Annotated in this window: 14 protein-coding genes; 12 read left to right on the top strand and 2 right to left on the bottom strand. The window is 66.6% G+C overall.

Annotated features, from left to right (window positions below):
• The first annotated feature begins 29 nt into the window (after positions 1 to 29).
• Positions 30 to 914 (top strand): LysR family transcriptional regulator, encoded by an 885-nt coding sequence (locus NDK18_RS18140; RefSeq protein WP_250624280.1) that lies wholly within the window; start codon positions 30 to 32, stop codon positions 912 to 914.
• On the opposite strand, the gene NDK18_RS18135 is transcribed toward NDK18_RS18140, so the two are convergent.
• The gene (locus tag NDK18_RS18135; RefSeq protein ID WP_250624279.1) at positions 911 to 1,588 is read right to left on the bottom strand and encodes a hypothetical protein; all 678 of its coding nucleotides are present in this window, start codon (positions 1,586 to 1,588) and stop codon (positions 911 to 913) included. The genes NDK18_RS18140 and NDK18_RS18135 overlap by 4 nt on opposite strands.
• A gap of 81 nt (positions 1,589 to 1,669) precedes the next feature.
• Positions 1,670 to 4,180, bottom strand: a complete 2,511-nt coding sequence (locus tag NDK18_RS18130) for a penicillin-binding protein 1A (RefSeq protein ID WP_250624278.1) — start codon at positions 4,178 to 4,180, stop codon at positions 1,670 to 1,672.
• 241 nt (positions 4,181 to 4,421) lie between these two features.
• Between NDK18_RS18130 and NDK18_RS18125 the strand changes: the two genes are divergently transcribed.
• The 11 genes from NDK18_RS18125 (at position 4,422) to NDK18_RS18075 (ending at position 16,901) form a co-directional block, all read left to right on the top strand.
• On the top strand, positions 4,422 to 5,480 hold the full coding sequence (locus NDK18_RS18125) for a pilus assembly protein PilM (protein ID WP_324348620.1): 1,059 nt from the start codon (positions 4,422 to 4,424) through the stop codon (positions 5,478 to 5,480).
• A complete protein-coding gene (locus NDK18_RS18120) occupies positions 5,480 to 6,274 on the top strand; it encodes a PilN domain-containing protein (protein WP_250628576.1) in 795 nt (264 codons plus the stop codon). Before NDK18_RS18125 ends, NDK18_RS18120 begins: the two co-directional genes overlap by 1 nt.
• Entirely contained in the window at positions 6,271 to 6,945 is a 675-nt protein-coding gene (locus NDK18_RS18115) for a type IV pilus inner membrane component PilO (protein ID WP_250624276.1), read from the top strand. Before NDK18_RS18120 ends, NDK18_RS18115 begins: the two co-directional genes overlap by 4 nt.
• Positions 6,942 to 7,472: a pilus assembly protein PilP gene (locus NDK18_RS18110; protein ID WP_250624275.1), complete on the top strand. Its 531-nt coding sequence runs from the start codon at positions 6,942 to 6,944 to the stop codon at positions 7,470 to 7,472. The genes NDK18_RS18115 and NDK18_RS18110 overlap by 4 nt, the downstream gene beginning before the upstream one ends.
• 22 nt (positions 7,473 to 7,494) lie before the next feature.
• Positions 7,495 to 9,753 carry a type IV pilus secretin PilQ gene (locus NDK18_RS18105; protein ID WP_250628575.1) on the top strand — a complete coding sequence of 753 codons (2,259 nt, stop codon included), beginning with the start codon at positions 7,495 to 7,497 and terminating at the stop codon, positions 9,751 to 9,753.
• A gap of 137 nt (positions 9,754 to 9,890) precedes the next feature.
• Entirely contained in the window at positions 9,891 to 10,898 is a 1,008-nt protein-coding gene (locus NDK18_RS18100; protein ID WP_425600656.1) for an AAA family ATPase, read from the top strand.
• A complete protein-coding gene (locus tag NDK18_RS18095) occupies positions 10,895 to 11,827 on the top strand; it encodes a DUF58 domain-containing protein (protein ID WP_250628573.1) in 933 nt (310 codons plus the stop codon). Before NDK18_RS18100 ends, NDK18_RS18095 begins: the two co-directional genes overlap by 4 nt.
• Positions 11,824 to 12,303: a DUF4381 domain-containing protein gene (locus NDK18_RS18090; RefSeq protein WP_250628572.1), complete on the top strand. Its 480-nt coding sequence runs from the start codon at positions 11,824 to 11,826 to the stop codon at positions 12,301 to 12,303. Before NDK18_RS18095 ends, NDK18_RS18090 begins: the two co-directional genes overlap by 4 nt.
• 1 nt (position 12,304) lies before the next feature.
• Positions 12,305 to 13,291 (top strand): VWA domain-containing protein, encoded by a 987-nt coding sequence (locus tag NDK18_RS18085; RefSeq protein ID WP_284691476.1) that lies wholly within the window; start codon positions 12,305 to 12,307, stop codon positions 13,289 to 13,291.
• A complete protein-coding gene (locus tag NDK18_RS18080) occupies positions 13,288 to 15,189 on the top strand; it encodes a VWA domain-containing protein (protein ID WP_250624269.1) in 1,902 nt (633 codons plus the stop codon). The genes NDK18_RS18085 and NDK18_RS18080 overlap by 4 nt, the downstream gene beginning before the upstream one ends.
• Positions 15,186 to 16,901, top strand: a complete 1,716-nt coding sequence (locus tag NDK18_RS18075) for a BatD family protein (RefSeq protein ID WP_250624268.1) — start codon at positions 15,186 to 15,188, stop codon at positions 16,899 to 16,901. Before NDK18_RS18080 ends, NDK18_RS18075 begins: the two co-directional genes overlap by 4 nt.
• Positions 16,902 to 16,909: the final 8 nt, after the last annotated feature.

Here is a 16,909-nt window from a genome sequence, read left to right as displayed (position 1 = left end):
TTACTTGTTGACTGGCTATACAAAAATGTATGGATGACGAAACGGACTGGCAGCACTACCGCAGCTTCCTTGCCGTGCTCGAAGAGGGTTCGCTATCGGCCGCAGCACGCAGCCTCGGGCTCGCGCAGCCCACCCTGGGCCGTCATGTTCAGCTGCTGGAGGCGGCGTTGGGCACCACGCTGTTTACCCGTTCGCCCACGGGCCTGGCCGCCACCGATGCAGCCAAGGCCTTGCGGCCCTTTGTTGAATCCATGCGCGCTTCGGCGCAGGCGATCGACCGTCATGCTCATGCCAGCCGCGACACGGTGGCCGGTACCGTCCGCCTGGGCGTGTCCGAGGTGATTGGCATCGAGGTCATGCCAGCGATCCTGGCTTCCTTTCGCCAGGCATGTCCGGGTGTCGTGGTGGAACTGGTCTTGTCCGATCGCAACCAGGATCTCCTGCAGCGCGATGCGGATGTTGCCGTGCGCATGGTGGCGCCCGTGCAGGAAGCGCTGCTCGCGCGGCGCATCGGGGCGATCGAGCTGGGTTTGTATGCGCACCCGTCGTACCTCGAGCGGCGGGGCGAACCGCGCCAGGTCTCGGATCTGGCCTCATACGATCTGGTCGGCTTCGACGAGGCCTTGCCCTATATCCGCCGCATGTCGGCAGGCATGCCGCCGTGGCATCGCGACATGTTCGCGCTGCGCAGCAATAGCAACGTGGTGCAGCTCGCGGCGGTGCGCGCCGGCTTCGGCATCGGGTTCTGCCAGGTTCCGTTGGCTATACGGGAGCCGGTGCTGGCGCGCGTACTGCCCTCGGTAAGCTTGCCGCTGGAATGCTGGGTAGTGATGCACGGCGATCTGCGCAGCCAGCCTGCATGCAAAGCCCTCTTCGATGCACTCGTCGAGGGCCTGCTGTCTTACCTGGCTTAGTATCCGGAGGCCGTACCTGCCTGCGCACTATCCCACTGGGCGAGGTCTTCTTCGGTCAGCATGGCTTGTACGGTGGAGCGGTTGGCGCGGCGCATGGGTTTTTCGTCGACGCGATCCAGCGGCGCCTGGCGCAATGCATCGTGCGGCAGCACGGTAAGGTCGAAGGCGATGCCGTCGGCGTTGAAGGTAAGGGCGGTGAATTCGGCCTGGTCGTCGCGTGTCATGCGCAGGCGGCGCACCTGCGTGCCGAAGGGGATGCCGTGTTCGGTCAGGAACAACGGCACGGCTTCGGGATCTTCGCTGAACACATGCAGGCACACGGCCGAGTGTTCATCGGCGGTGCCTTCAAGGACCGCGCCTACCAGCCGTGGATCGAAGCCACGCAGGAAGAACATGCCTTCCACCGCGGCCTCGCGGCGGGCACGCAAGGCTAGCGGCTGCGAATCGCCCTTGAAGATGCGCTGGTGTTCGCGCAAGGCCTCTTCGATCTCGTGGTTCCGCGGCAGGGCCTGGTCGTCGATGATGCCCAGGCGCTCGGCGGCCTTCAGCTTGGCATGGTGGAAATCGCGGATGCCGTGTTCGCTCATCAGCCGGGCGGCTTCCTGGGCGATGCGTAGCCGGGTGCGCTGGCTGCGGTCCTGGGCGTGGATGCGGTGGTGTTCGCCTCGTGACATGAGCGTATGACCCCGTGTGCAGGACGTGGGGTGAGATTACATGTTTTGACAGTTTTTGGTGTGAGCGTCGTGTATTGGCTTTTAGAAGATGTCGTAGGAATGCTGGTCGGTCTCGTCCTGCTGTTGCTGCTGCTGGGCTTGCTGGCGCAGGCGGTCGACGTCTTCCACCTTCATGATCTCGCTCATCGCATCCGGGTCGCCGGCGCTGGTGGGCATGCCGGAGCTGCGGTTGATCTGCACCGTGCTGATGCCCGGCGGCATCGGCAGCGTGGCCGATGGGGTGTCCTTCAGCACCGCGCCCATGTAGTCCTGCCAGATGGGAAGCGCTGCCTTGGCGCCGAACTCACCCTTGCCCAGCGAGGTGAAATCGTCGAAGCCTACCCATACCGAGGCCACCAGCTTGCCGTTGAAGCCGACAAACCAGGCATCGCGGTGGTCGTTGGTGGATCCGGTCTTGCCGGCCAGGTCGTCGCGCTTCAACTCCATTGCCGCGGAACCGGTACCGCGGCGGATCACGTCCATCATCATCGACGTCACCAGGTAGTCGTTGCGCACGTCGATCACGCGCGGGGCCAGGTGCGGCGGATGCGGGCCGGTGGTGTGGGCGTCATCGGGCAGCTTCGCATCGCCGATCACGGCAGCCGTGGAGCTGGTGGCCGGTGCGTTGGCCGGGCCTGAAGGGGTGGAAGGCGGCGGCGGGCCGGGCGGCGTGGTATCGAGCAGGCGCTCCTGGCAATCCACGCAGGCCCGCGCCGGATTGGCCACATAGACGGCCTGGCCGTTGCGGTCGGTGATCTGCGCGATGAAATACGGCGTGACCAGGAAGCCGCCGTTGGCGAATACCGCATAGCCGCGGGCCATGCTCATGGGCGACACCGAAGCCGTGCCCAACGCAAGCGACAGGTTCTGCGGGATGGCATCGGGTGTGAAGCCGAAGCGGGTGGCGTAGTCGCGAACGTAGCGCACGCCGATGGCATCGAGCAGGCGCACCGACACCAGGTTCTTCGACTTCACCAGCGCCTCGCGCAGGCGGATCGGGCCATCGAACTTGCCATCGTCGTTGGACGGCGCCCAGATGCCGTCGGGCCGTGACGGATCGGGGAACACCACCGGTGCATCGTTGACGATCGACGCGGGGGTAAAGCCACGCTCGAAAGCCGCCGAATACAGGAATGGCTTGAAGCTCGAACCTGGCTGGCGCGCGCTCATCACGGCGCGGTTGAACTTCGAACGCTGGAAATTGAAGCCGCCCACCAGCGCCTGCACGGCGCCGTCCTCGGGATCGAGCGACACCAGCGCCGCCTGCACGGAGGGAATCTGCGTGAGCTCCCACTGGCCTTTCTCGTTGCGCTGCACGCGGACGATGTCGCCACGCTTGACCACCGCGTCCACGCTCTTGGGCACGCTACCGGCACTGGTTTCGTTGATGTAGCGGCGCGCCCAGGCCACCGCGTCCATATCCAGCGTGATCGATTCCTTGCTGGACAGGTACACCGTGGCTTGTTTGGCGGCCGAATCGGTGACGATGCCCGGCTGCATGCCGCCGGCCGCCATGTAGCCGGCCAGTACACGGTCCAGTTCCTCGGTGCCGGCGCCCGCGGGCAGTTCGTCGTGTCCCTCGGGACCGCGGTAGCCGTGGCGGCGGTCGTAGCTGGAGAGCTTGTCGCGCAGGGCGGTGTTGGCCGCGTCCTGGCGCACGGAGGTGACCGTGGTCTTGACGGTATAGCCTTCCACCAGGGCGTCGTTGCCGAGCTTCTCGATCGCCTGCAGGCGTGCCATCTCGGCCAGGTACGGTGCATCCACCTCGATCGGCTGCTCGTGCGGATACGCATCGTTGGGTTCGGCGATCGCCTGGTCGTACTCAACCTTGGTGATGAAGCGGTTTGACAACATTTGGCCCAGCACCCAGTTGCGGCGGCCGATGGCGCGCTTGGGGTTGTTGAGCGGATTGACCACCGAAGGCAGCTGGAAGGTCGATGCCAGCATCGCCGACTGCGCCACGGTGAGCTGGTCGAGCGTCTTGCCGTAGTAGAAGCTCGCCGCCGCGCCAAGGCCGTAGGTGCGGTGGCCGAGGAACATCTTGTTGATGTAGAGCTCGAGGATTTCATCCTTGGTGAGTTCGTTCTCCATGCGCAAGGCGATGAAGATCTCGGTGAGCTTGCGCGAATAGAGCTTCTCGGGGCTCAGGAAGAAGTTTCGGGCGACCTGCTGGGTGATGGTGGAACCGCCCGGCCCCTTGTCGCCGCCGGAGGTGATCACATGGATGCCGGCGCGGGCGATGCCGTGCCAGTCGACCCCGGGATGGCTGTAGAAGTCCGCGTCCTCGGCCGAGAGCACGGCGTTCTTCATCTTGGCCGGCACGTCGGCGATGCGCACGGGGATGCGCCGGGTTTCGCCGAAGGTGGCGATCAGCTTCCCATCGAACGTCTCGATGCGCAGGGGCACCTGCATATGGACGTCCCGCAGCACGGCCACGGCCGGCAGCCGGGGCGCCAGGAGCCAGTAGGCCACCCCGACCGCCGCCACCACCAGCAGGACGCCCACCAGGGCCAGGATCAGCGCATAGCGCAGCAAACGCTTAAGTATTGCCATGAATGGTCGTTAGGAAGGCATGGGCGCGAAGTGGCGCCGAGTATAGGGGGTCACGAGATTCCGCCCTAGCGGCGGGAGCTTACCCGTCCCTGGGACAGGGGCTTATGGCTCGGAATGACGAACTTGTGATTTAGTTCCGAACCAAAGGGTTGCGACCCATTGCTAAAGCATTAAGTTTTCGATCTAATGCCTTCGCGTCCAGAAACAAAAACCTAACGGGACGCAGGGGAAGGGGGACATCGTGGGGCTTTTCACACCGAAGGCGCCGCCGTTAATCGGCGTCGACATCAGCTCGACTGCCGTAAAGCTTCTCCAGTTAAGTCAGGCTGGCGGGAGGTATCGCGTTGAGCACTACGCCGTTGAACCGCTGCCGCCCAATGCCGTCGTCGAGAAAAACATCGTCGAGGTCGAGGCCGTCGGCGAGGCCATCCGGCGCGCCCTTTCCCGTTCCGGCTCCAAGCTCAAGCACGGCGCTGCCGCCGTGGCGGGCTCGGCGGTCATCACCCGGCTGATCCCGATGTCCGCGGATCTGGCCGAGGATGACCTGGAAAGCCAGATCCAGATCGAGGCCAACCAATACATTCCCTATCCGATCGAGGAAGTCTCGCTCGACTTCGAGGTGCTGGGCCCGGTCAAGGACAACCCCGAGATGAACAACGTGCTCCTGGCGGCTTCCCGCACGGAGAACGTGGACATGCGCATCGCAGCGCTCGACCTGGGCGGCCTGTCCGCCCGCGTGGTCGACGTCGAGGCGTTTGCCATGGAGAACGCCTTCGGCATGGTGGCCGACCAGCTCTCCGTGCCGCGCGACGCCCTGGTGGCGGTGGTGGACATCGGCGCCACCATGACCACCCTGGCGGTGCTGAAGAACCAGCGCACCATCTATTCCCGCGAGCAGGTCTTCGGTGGCAAGCAGCTCACCGACGAAATCATGCGCCGCTACGGCCTCTCCTATGAGGAAGCCGGCCGCGCCAAGCGCAAGGGCGGCCTGCCCGAATCGTACGAAGCCGAAGCCCTGGAGCCCTTCAAGGAAGCCCTGGTCCAGCAGGTCAGCCGCCTGCTGCAGTTCTTCTTCGCAGGTTCCGAATACAGCCGGGTCGACCAGGTGGTCCTGGCCGGCGGCTGCGCCTCGATCGAGGGCATCAGTGAGTTGCTCGAAGCCCAGCTGGGCATCCCCTGCGTGGTGGCCAACCCGCTGGCGCGCATGGCGCTGTCCAGCCGCGTGCAGCCGCAGGCACTGGCCCAGGACGCCCCCGCGCTGATGATCGCGGTCGGCCTGGCCATGAGGAGCTTCGACTGATGGCACGGATCAACCTATTGCCGTGGCGCGCCGAGCGCCGCAAGCAGCGAGAGCGTGAGTTCTACATGCAGCTGGGCGTGGCAGCGCTCGTCGGCGTGATCGTGGCGTTCGCCTGGGTGCTGTGGATGGACATGCGCATCGACAACCAGAACGATCGCAACACCTACCTGAAGGGCGAGATCACCCAGCTGGACGAACGCATCGCGAAAATCCAGGACCTGGAAAAAACCCGCTCGCGCCTGCTCCAGCGCAAGCAGATCATCGAGCAGTTGCAGGCCAACCGCTCGCAGATGGTCCATCTATTCGACGAGATGGTGAAGACCATCCCCGTCTCCGCCCGCCTTTCCAACATGAAGCAGACCGGCGATTCGCTATCGCTCGATGGCGTGGCCCAGTCCAATGCCTCGGTGGCTGAGTACATGCGCAGCATCGAGTCCTCGCCCTGGATGGGCCATGTGGACCTGCGCAAGACCGAAAACAGCCACGACGCCTCGCGCATGCCTTATTCGTTCGGCCTGGACGTGAAGCTTTCCCGGCCCACCGGTGACAGTGCGGACGCTGCGGCAACGCCTGGCGCCGCCGCAGCTCCCGGCGCCGCTCCGGCCGTGCCGGCACCGTTGGCCAATGCCGCGAAGTCCATGTTGCCGTCGCCGGCGGGCTCCGCAGGCACGTCGCCTGCGGCCGCTCCGGGCACGCCTGCAGCAGCACCTGCCGCTTCACCGCCGCCGGTTGCCGCCGTCAGCACGGCGCCCGCGCCGGCCCGTCCCGCCACTGCCGGGGGGGCACGCAAATGAAGTTCTTTGACGATCTGCGCAACCTCGACCGCCACAACGTTGGCGGTTGGCCGAAGTCGGTCAAGCTGTTCTTCACCTCCATCGTCTTCATCGTGATCGTGGTGGCCGGCTGGTACTTCTTCGTCTCCACCCAGCAGGACGACCTGGAAACCGCGCGTAACCAGGAAGCATCGCTCAAGACCGAGTTCTCCGCCAAGCAGGCCAAGGCCGCCAACCTCGAGGCGCTGCAGCAGCAGCTCAACGAGATGCAGGACATGCTGCGCCAGCTGCTGCGCCAGCTGCCCAGCAAGACGGAAATGCCCGAGCTGCTGGTGGACATCTCGCAGACGGCGCTGGCCGCGGGCATCGAGAACGAGCTGTTCCAGCCTGGTGCCGAAACGCCGAAGGACTTCTACGCCGAGAAGCCGATCACCTTGCGCATGGTGGGCACCTATCATCAGTTTGGTGCCTTCATCAGCGGCGTGGCCTCGCTTCCGCGCGTCGTTATCCTGACGCTGCACGACGTGTCCCTGAGTCCGAAATCCGCCGCCGTCAAGGGTGGCGACCCGGTCCCCGGCGGCCTGCTGGTCCTGCAGGGCACGGTCAAGACCTATCGCTACCTTGAAGACGACGAGGCGGCCAATACCGATACACACCCGCAGGGCGCCGCCGCCAAGGGGGCCAAGCCATGAGCCACTTCATGACCCCCGCCCGCCGTTGCCTGCTCGTGATGGGTGCCGTGGCTACGCTTGCCGGTTGCACCGGCGGCACCTCGGATCTTCGCGACTGGGTGGCCGCCGAGAAGGCCAAGAAGGGTGCGCCGATCCCGCCGTTGCCGGTGATCCAGACCTTCGAGACCTTCGCCTACAACGACCAGGCCAAGCGCGATCCGTTCAGCCCGAGCACGGCCGAGATGCAGCAGTCGAGTACCGCGTCGGGCCCGCGGCCGGACGAGAACCGTCCGAAGCAACCGCTGGAAATGTTCTCGCTGGATAGCCTGAAGATGGTTGGCACGGTTGGTGCTGGCAAATCCACCGAAGCATTGGTCAAGGATCCTGGCGGCGTTATCCACCGCGTGCATATGAACGAATACATGGGGCAGAGCTATGGCCGCGTCACGGGCGTTGCCGATGATCACATCGACCTGGTCGAACTGGTTCCGAACGGTACTGGTGGCTGGATGGAACGCCAGGCCAGCATCGCGCTCGGCGAAAAATAAGCATCGATCGGGGACGATGAACATGACTACCTCCAACACTCATCTTCGCGGTCGCTCGCCGCGCCTGGTACGCCGGGCCGTGGCGCTGCTCGCCTGTGGCGGCGCGCTGGTCTTCGCGCAGTCCGCGCTGGCCGCAAGCACCCTCAAGGACGTCAGCTACGACGCCCAGCCGGGGGGCAAGGTCGAACTTCGCATGACCTTCGACTCGCCGCCGCCGCCGCCGAAAGTCTTCACCACCGGCAACCCGCCGCGCATCGCGGTGGACTTCGCCGACACCACCAACGGCTTCAGCACCCGCCACGTCGACGTCAACAAGGGCGCCACGGCAGGCGTCTCGGTGGTCGGTGCCGGCGGCCGCACCCGCGTCGTGGTCGAGCTCTACCGCGAATCGGCCTACGCCACGCACGTGGAAGGCAACACGCTGGTGATGGAAGTCAGCAATGGCCCGACCGGGGCCACCACCAGCACCAGCGTCGTCTCCGACCCGACCAAGGTCGCACCGTCCGCCTCCGGCGGCCCGGCGATCTCCAACATCGATTTCCGCCGCGGTCCCAATGGCGAAGGGCGGATCATCGTCAGCCTGGCCGGCAGCGGCATCACGCCGGAAATGCACAAGGACAACGGCCGTGTCATCGTCAGCCTTGGCCATGCCACGCTGCCGGAAAAACTCGCCCAGCGCCTGGACACGCTTGATTTCGCCACGCCCGTGCAGTCGATCAACACCACCTCGGTAGCCGGTGGCGCGCGCATGGAGATCCGCGTGAAGGGCGAGGTCGAGACCTCCGCCTACCAGTCGGCCGACGAATACGTGGTGGAAGTAGCGCCGAAGAAGGCCGCCCCGACCGATCCGAAATTGCTCAAGGGCGCCGACCCGGTCTACAGCGGCAACCGCGTCACCTTCAACTTCCAGGACATCCCGGTTCGCTCGGCGCTGCAGCTGATCGCCGACCTCTCGGGCCTGAACATGGTGGCCTCCGACTCCGTCGGCGGCAGCGTCACCTTGCGCCTGGTGAACGTGCCGTGGGATCAGGCACTGGACGTGGTGCTGCGTGCCAAGGGCCTGGACAAGCGCCGTAACGGCAACGTGGTCTGGATCGCCCCGCAGGCGGAACTGGCCACCTACGAGCAGAACCTCGCCGATGCCCGCCAGAAGGCGCAGGACAACGCCGAGCTCGTTTCCGACTACGTGCCCATCAGCTATGGCAAGGCCTCGGACATCGCCAAGCTGCTCACGCAGGGCAGCCTGCAGAGCAACAGCGGCGGCAGCAGTAGCAGTACACAGCGTGGTTTCCTCTCCTCGCGCGGCAGCGTCTCCTTCGACGAGCGCACCAACACGCTGTTGATCAACGATTCCCCCGAGAAGGTGCGTGAACTGCGCGACCTGATCGGCGTGCTCGACCGCCCGGTGCAGCAGGTGCTGATCGAATCGCGCATCGTGGTGGCCTCGGACAGCTTCAGCCGCGACCTCGGCGTGCGCTGGGGCGTGCAGGCCTTCCAGCACAGCCCGGGTGGCAAGAACGTGCTGGGCACCACGCCTGACCTCACCAGCACCACCACCGGTGGCGGCACGAACACCGGCGCTGGCGCCAGCAGCCTGATCACCCAGGTCCACAACAACGATGTGGGTCTGGCCAACGGCACGGTCACCAATCCCAGCCTCACCCTCCCCGGCGGCTACAACGTGAACCTGCCGGTGGCTAACCCGACCGGTTCCATCGCCCTGGGCATCATCGGTTCGAGCTACCTGGTCGACCTGGAACTCTCCGCCGCGCAGACCGAAGGCCGCAGCGAAGTGATCTCCAGCCCGCGCGTCATCACCGCCAACCAGCAGGAAGCGGTGATCAAGCAGGGCCAGGAAATCGGCTACGTCACCTACCAGGCCAGCGGCAGCGGCGGCGGCGCGCAGAACGCCACCGTGCAGTTCAAGGATGCGGTGCTGGAACTGCGCGTTACGCCCACGATCACCGCCGACAGCCGCGTCTACCTGAAGATCAACGTCACCAAGGACGCGCTGAACCAGTTCGTCAACAGCCCTGGTGGCGGTTCGGTGCCGCAGATCGACACCCGCGAGATCAATACCTCGGTGCTGGTGGATAACGGCCAGACGGTGGTGCTCGGTGGCATCTACGAAGTCACCAAGTCCAACACCATCGACAAGATCCCGGGCCTGGGCGACATACCCGGCATCGGCGTCCTGTTCCGCCGCACGTCCCGTCAGAACGACAAGGCGGAACTCTTGATCTTCGTCACCCCGCGCATCCTTTCAGACTCCCTGCAGTAACGGTGAGTTGTTGAAATAGCGGGGAAAAAGGGCCCTCCGGGGCCCTTTTTCTTGGATGGCTACAAGCCTTTAGGCACAAGCCCCCGGGCCGCCGGTTCAGTAAACTTATCGCTTCCCCGACGGTCTGAACCTGAATGATGACCCCAGCACCGCCCGCACCCGCCACATCGCCCGGCCATCCGCTGCAGGCCGCGTTCGCCGCACTGCGTGAGGATCTCGCCCGCAGCATCATCGGCCAGCCGCACCTGGTGGAATGCCTGCTCGTCGCTCTCCTGGCCGACGGCCACCTGCTGGTGGAAGGCGCCCCGGGCCTGGCCAAGACCACCGCCATCAAGGCGCTGGCCCAGCGCATCGATGCGGATTTCCACCGCGTGCAGTTCACGCCCGACCTCCTGCCCGCGGACCTTACCGGCACCGACATCTTCCGGCCGCAGGCGGGCACCTTCGAATTCGAGCGCGGCCCGTTGTTCCACAACATCGTGCTGGCCGACGAAATCAATCGCGCACCGGCCAAGGTGCAGTCTGCGCTCTTGGAAGCCATGGCCGAGCGGCAGATCACCATCGGCCGCCGCACCTGGCCGTTGCCCGACCTCTTCATGGTGATGGCCACGCAGAACCCGATCGAGCAGGAAGGCACCTTCGCCCTGCCCGAAGCCCAGCTCGACCGCTTCACCATGCACGTGACCATCGGCTACCCCGACGCTGACGCGGAACTGGCCATCCTGCGCCTGGCGCGCGAGCAGGCGCGGCAGTCGATGCACACGCCGGTGCCGGTGAAGCCGATGCTCACGCCGGCCGACGTCTTTGCCGCGCGCGATGCGGTACTGAACGTGCACGTCTCGCCCGCGCTGGAAAATTACCTGGCCCAGCTGGTGCTGGCCTCGCGCGATGCCGGGCGCTACGGCCCTGAACTGGCGCGCTGGATCGCCTGGGGCGCCAGTCCCCGCGCCTCCATTGCGCTTGATCGCTGCGCGCGGGCCCGTGCCTGGCTTGCCGGGCGCGACTACGCGCTTCCCGAAGATGTCCACGCCGTGGCCCACGAAGTCCTTCGCCACCGCATCCTGCCCAGCTACGAAGCCGAGGCCGAAGGCATCCGCCCCGACCGCATCATCGACCGCCTGCTGGACCTCGTGCCGTTGCCGTGAACACCGCCGTCGACGCCAGCATCGACGGCGACGGTCGCACCCGTGTCAGCCTCGCCGAACTGATCGCCCTGCGTGCACGCGTGGCGCGGGTGAAGCTGCCCCCCGAGCGTGTGCATACGGCCCGCCACGGGCAGCAGTCCAGCCGCCTGCACGGGCGCGGCATGGACTACGCCGAATCGCGCGCCTACCAGCCGGGCGACGATGTTCGCCGGCTCGACTGGCGCCTGACCGCGCGCAGCGGACGCCTGCATACGAAGCTGTTCGAGGAAGAGCGCGAAGGAAGGTTGCTGGTGGTGGTGGATACCAATGCCGGCATGCGCTTCGGCACGCGCGCGCGATTCAAGTCGGTGCAGGCCGCGCGTGCGGTGGCGCTGGCCACGTGGTACGCGATGCGGGGCGGTGACAAGGTCGGCCTGATCGCCTTCGGCGGCCAGCGCGGCCAGCTGCGCGCCCAGGGCGCCCAACGCGGCGCCCTGGCCATCGCCGGTGCCCTGGCACGCTGGGATGCCGTCGGGCCGGTGCACGGGGATGAAACCCTCGCCGCCGCCCTGCAACGCACCGGTCGTGCCGCGCATGGCGCCCGTCGCGTGCTGGTAGTGACCGATGGTTTCAGTTGCGACGACGCCACGCGCGGCAGCCTGCTTGGCGTGGCCCGCCGCGCCGAAGTGCTTTTGCTGGGTGTGTCCGATGCGCTGGAGTTGAACGTTCCCCCCGCCGGGCGTTATCCCTTCGCGCATAACGGCGAGCGCTTCGAAGTAGAGCTTCATGGCCAGGCCCAGCGCGAGGCCTTTGCGCAAGCCATGGGCGAGGGGCACCGCCGCCTGCAGTCGCTGGCCACGGAACTTGGCCTGCGCCATCGCATCATCGATACCGCTGCCGATCCACTCGATGGCATCGCCCACCTGCTGGGCAAGGGCGGCCCGCGATGACGCAACCGAACTTGCAACTACGCGACATCCATTTGCCGCCCCCGCCTGGCTGGTGGCCACTGGCACCGGGCTGGTGGATCCTGATCGCCGCATGCCTGCTGCTGATGGGCGCGGCGGCGTGGTGGTGGCGCCGGCGCATGCTTGAACGCCGTCGACATGCCGCGGTGCTGGCCGAACTCGACCGTGCACGCGATCGCTACGGCAACGACGGCGACCTGCCTGCCTACGCTCGCGAGGTGTCCCAGTTGCTGCGCCGTGTCGCCCGCAGGCACGACGCCAGCGTGGTGGTCCAGCAGGGCAATGCCTGGTCGGCATCGCTGCAGGCCCTGGCGCCGAAAGTCGACGTGATGCCCCTGGCAAGCCTGGAGACAGTCTTGTATCGCCCATCGGCCACGCTGGATGTCGACGCCGTCCATCGCAGTGCGGACGCGTGGCTGCGGGTGGCGCTGCCTGTGCGCCGGAGGCACCGTGCCTGAGCTGCATCTTCCCCTCATTGCATGGCCCTGGCTTGCCGCGGTATTGCCGCTGCCCTGGCTGCTGCGCTGGTGGTTGCGCCCGGAAGCGCCGGGACAAGCGCTCAACCTGCCGCAACCGGGCCTGTCGCTGGCTACCGCGGTCGGCGGCCGTTCGCCGCGCGGATCATGGCTCTTGCTTGGCCTGGCGTGGCTGTGCCTGGTGGGAGCGGCCATCCGCCCGCAGTGGCTGGGGCCGCCCCAGGCGCAGGAACACAGCGGCCGCGCAATGATGCTGGCGGTGGATCTCTCCGGTTCCATGGCGCAGGAAGACATGGTGCTGGCCGGTCAGCCGGTAAGCCGTTTTGCCGCGGTGAAGGCGATTGCCGGCGATTTCATCTCGCGGCGTTCGGGCGATGAACTGGGCTTGATCCTGTTCGGATCGCAGGCTTATTTGGTCACTCCGCTTACCTACGACCTGGATGCCGTGCACGCCCAACTGGACGGTTCCGCCGTGGGCCTGGCTGGTCGCGAAACGGCGATCGGCGATGCGATCGGCGTGGCCGTCAAGCGGTTGGCGTCGTTGCCCACCCAGGCGCGCGTGATGGTGTTGCTCACCGACGGCGTGAACAACACCGGGGCGATCCAGCCGCTTGATGCGGCGCGCGCGGCGAAGGCCGCCGGCGTGCGTATCTACACCATCGGCATCGGCGCCGACCGCATGACCGTGCCGGGCTTCTTCGGTTCCAGCGTGGTCAATCCGTCGGCCGACCTGGACGTGGGCATGCTCACCTCCATGGCCAACGACACCGGCGGCCGCTTCTTCCGCGCCACTGACACCAGCGCGCTGGCCGATGCATATCGCAGCATCGATGCACTCGAACCGATGCCGCACCAGGGCCAGCCGCTGCGTCCGCATATCGAATTGTTCCGCTGGCCCCTGGCGGCCGGCCTCGTGCTGGTGTTGCTGGCGTCACTGTCGCGGATGCTCAGACCGAGGGCGACAGCATGAGCGCGCTTACGGCCTTCCATTTCATCCAGCCGACCTGGCTGTGGTTGTTGCTCGCCGTGCCGCTGGGCGCGTGGTTGCTCGTGCGTGGTCGCGGCACGCCGCGCGTGTTCGATGGCCTGGTCGATTCCCCCTTGCTGCCGTTCCTGATGGAAGGCAAGCCCGTGCGGCAGCGCCTGCCACTGGTGCTGGGCGCGCTTGCCGCGGTGCTTGCCATCGTGGCCATGGCAGGTCCCTCGTGGGATCGCCAGTTGCAGCCATTGTTCGCCGACCGCGCCGCGCAACTGGTGGCGGTGTCGATGTCCTCGCACATGCAGTCGCGTGACCTGGTGCCCGACCGCGCCAGCCGTGCCCGCTACAAGGTGCGCGACCTCTTCGAAGCCAATCGCGATGGGCTGAACGGCCTGGTGGCTTATGCCGGCGACGCCTTCCTGGTGGCGCCGCTCACCTCCGATGCGCACAGCACCGATGAACTGCTCAATGCACTGTCACCCGATGCGATGCCGGTGGACGGCAACGACGCGGCACGCGCGATCGACATGGGCGCCGATGCCATCGCTCATGCGGCCAGCCGCGGTGGTTCGCTGGTGCTGGTGACCGACGACGCCGACAAGAACGCGATCGCCGCCGCGGCTCGCGCCCGCGCTCGTGGCATCCGCGTTTCCGTGTTGGGCATCGGTACTGCACGCGGCGGACCGATTGCCGCGCCCGACGGTGGCTTCGTCAAGGACGCCGGCGGCAACGTGGTGATGGCGGCGCGCAACGATGCCGCCCTGTCGGCGCTGGCCAGTGCCGGCGGCGGTATCTTCGTGCCGATGGATGAAAGCCATCGCGATATCGATGCCCTGCGCGCCATGCTGGTCGCCGACCCTTCCCAGGCGAAGGCGGAGAACGCCGAAGCCTCCGACTGGCAGGACCGCGGCCCGTGGTTCGTGCTGGCGCTTTTGCCGCTGTTCGCGTTGATGTTCCGCCGCGGCTGGTTGCTGATGGCGGTCCTCGTCGCGGCGCCAATGGTCGCGCCCAGGGCCCATGCCGACGATATCTTCCACAATCGCAACCAGCGCGCGGCAGCGGCACTGGCTGCCGGCGATGCGTCGAAGGCCCGCGAACTGGCGACCGACCCCAACCTTGCCGCCGCGGCTGCCTACAAGGAAAACGACTACGGCGCGGCGGCCGATACCTACGCAAAACTTCCCGGCAGCGATGCTGCCTACAACCTTGGCAACGCCCTGGCCAAGGCGGGCAAGTACCCCGAGGCCATCACCGCCTACGACCGCGCCCTGAAGTTGCAACCCGGCCACGCCGATGCCACCGCCAACCGCAAGGCGGTCGAAGCTTTCATGAAACAGCAGGACAAACAGCAGCAGCAAAAGTCCAAGGACGCCCAGCAGGGCAAGGACGGCGACGACAAGCAGAAGGGCGAGGGCGGCAAGGGCAAGGACAAACAGGGCGGCAAGCAGGACAGCGGTGGCCAGCAGCAGGCTCCGGGGCAGGGCCAGGGCGAGGATTCTCCGTCGCAGGGCCAGGGCACCGGTGAATCCAATGGCAAGGCGCCGCCATCGAACCCGGACCAGAACGACGCCGGCAAGGATGGCAAGGACACTACGGGCAAGCTCGACAAGGAAGCCGAAGCCCGCCAGGACGCCCAGGCCAAGGCCGCCCAGCAGGCCCTGAAAGAGCAGATGGACCGTGCCATGGCCGGCAAGGCCAAGGCCGACAAGGGCGACGGCAGCCACGACTTAGGCGTACAGGCGGAGGATGCCGACGGCAGTCGAAACCTGCCTCCTGCGCTACGCCAGGCCCTGCAGCGCGTGCCTGACGATCCAGGTGGTTTGCTGCGCCGGAAATTCATGCTCGACTACCAGCGCCGCCAGGGCGTGCAACCGGACGATGAACCATGATCAGGGCGCGCCGCCTGGTTTTCCTGCTCGTCTTCGCCCTGCTGCCTGTCGCCGTGCTGGCACAGGTGACGGCGCGGGCGAGCCTTGACCGCACGCAGGCGCGGTTGGGTGAAACGGTGGCGCTCACCATCACCGTCGATGGGCTGCAGCAGGCTTCGCCACCCGACCTATCGCCGTTGTCGGGCGATTTCGCCGTGCTGGGCAGCTCCACCAACAGCAGCCTTTCGATCATTAATGGCCAGCGCACGCTACGTACCGAGTTCGGCGTGGCCCTGCGGCCGAACCATCCCGGCACGATCACCATCCCCGCTCTTGACGTCGCCGGGCAACTCACCTCGCCGCTCAGCCTGCACGTGGACGATGCCAGCGCGGCTGCGCCCTCGTCACGGCAGGGGCCGGTGTTCCTCGAGGCCTCCGCCGACACTGACCACGCCATCGTCGGCCAGGCCATTTCGTATACGGTGAGGTTGCTCTACGCCCTGGACCTGGCCGACGGTTCGCTGGGCGATCCACAGACGGCGGGCCTGTCGATGCGTCGTGTCGGCAACGACAGCAACTACCAGGCGCAGCGCAACGGCACCACCTATCGCGTGCTCGAGCGGCACTACGTGGTGTTTGCCCAGCATGCCGGCAAGCTCACCATCCCGCCGGTGAATTTCCAGGGCGAGGCGCTCGACCAGCGCGGCCAGGATCCTTTCTTCGCCGGTACCTCGCCGGTCTCGGCGGTATCCAACACTGTCGAGGTCGACGTCGATCCAGTCCCCGATGCCGGGTCGCAGGGTACCTGGCTTCCCGCTTCCGCCCTTACGTTGAAGCTCGATGGCCTGCCGGCCGACGGCAAGGCGCATGTGGGAACGCCGCTCACGCTGAACCTCACGCTGGAGGCCACCGGTCTTCCCTTTGAGGTCCTTCCGGCCCTGAGCCTGCCCAAACTCGACGGCGCCGATGTCTATCCGGACAAGGCCAGCACCGGTACCCGCGACGATGGCAGCGCGCTTATTGGCCGGCGCTCACAGGCCTTTGCGGTGGTGCCGACCCGGGCCGGCACGCTGTCGATCCCCCCGATCACCCTGCATTGGTGGAATACGCGCAAGCGCGCGATGGAAACAGCTAGCGTGCCCGCGGCCAGCATCGAGGTCACTGGCCCGCCGGGTGCACCCGCACCTGCCACCGGATCCTCCGCTGCCACGGCAACGCCGGATGCGGCGGTTGCCTCCCATGAGTCCGCACCGACTGCCGCGCCATTGGCAGGCCGCGAAACGGTCAGCTTGGTATCCCGCTGGAAGGCCATTGCCGCGGCGCTGGTGGTGGTATGGCTGGTTACCCTGGTGCTTGCTGTCTGGCTGTGGCGGCGCCGTAATCGTGCCCCGCGCCCCGGGCTCCCGGCCACGGAGTCAGGGATGGCGGGTGGTCGCAAGGGTTTCCTTGCCGCCGTTACCACGGGCGACGCGGCAGGCATCGGCCAGGCCCTGCTTCGATGGGCGCGGGAAACGCGGCCGGCGGTGCGAAACCTCGGTGAGCTTGGCCTCGCGCTTGCCTCGCCGGCCCAGCGCCAGGCCATTGAAGGCTTGCAGCGGGCGCGTTTTGCCCCGGGGGGAGCGGTCCTTGACGCCCAGGCGTTGCGTCGGGCTTTCGAACCGGGTCTTGCCTGGGCACGGGATAGCGCACCCGTGCACGATGATCTTCCCCCGCTCTATCCCGGCAGTGGTTAGCTGAACGC

The sequence above is a fragment of the Pinirhizobacter soli genome (genome assembly GCF_015905305.1).
Classification (GTDB): Bacteria; Pseudomonadota; Gammaproteobacteria; order Xanthomonadales; family Rhodanobacteraceae; genus Pinirhizobacter; species Pinirhizobacter soli.
Note: the sequence above shows the minus strand (reverse complement) of the source record. Positions and strands in the feature narration are given on the sequence as shown.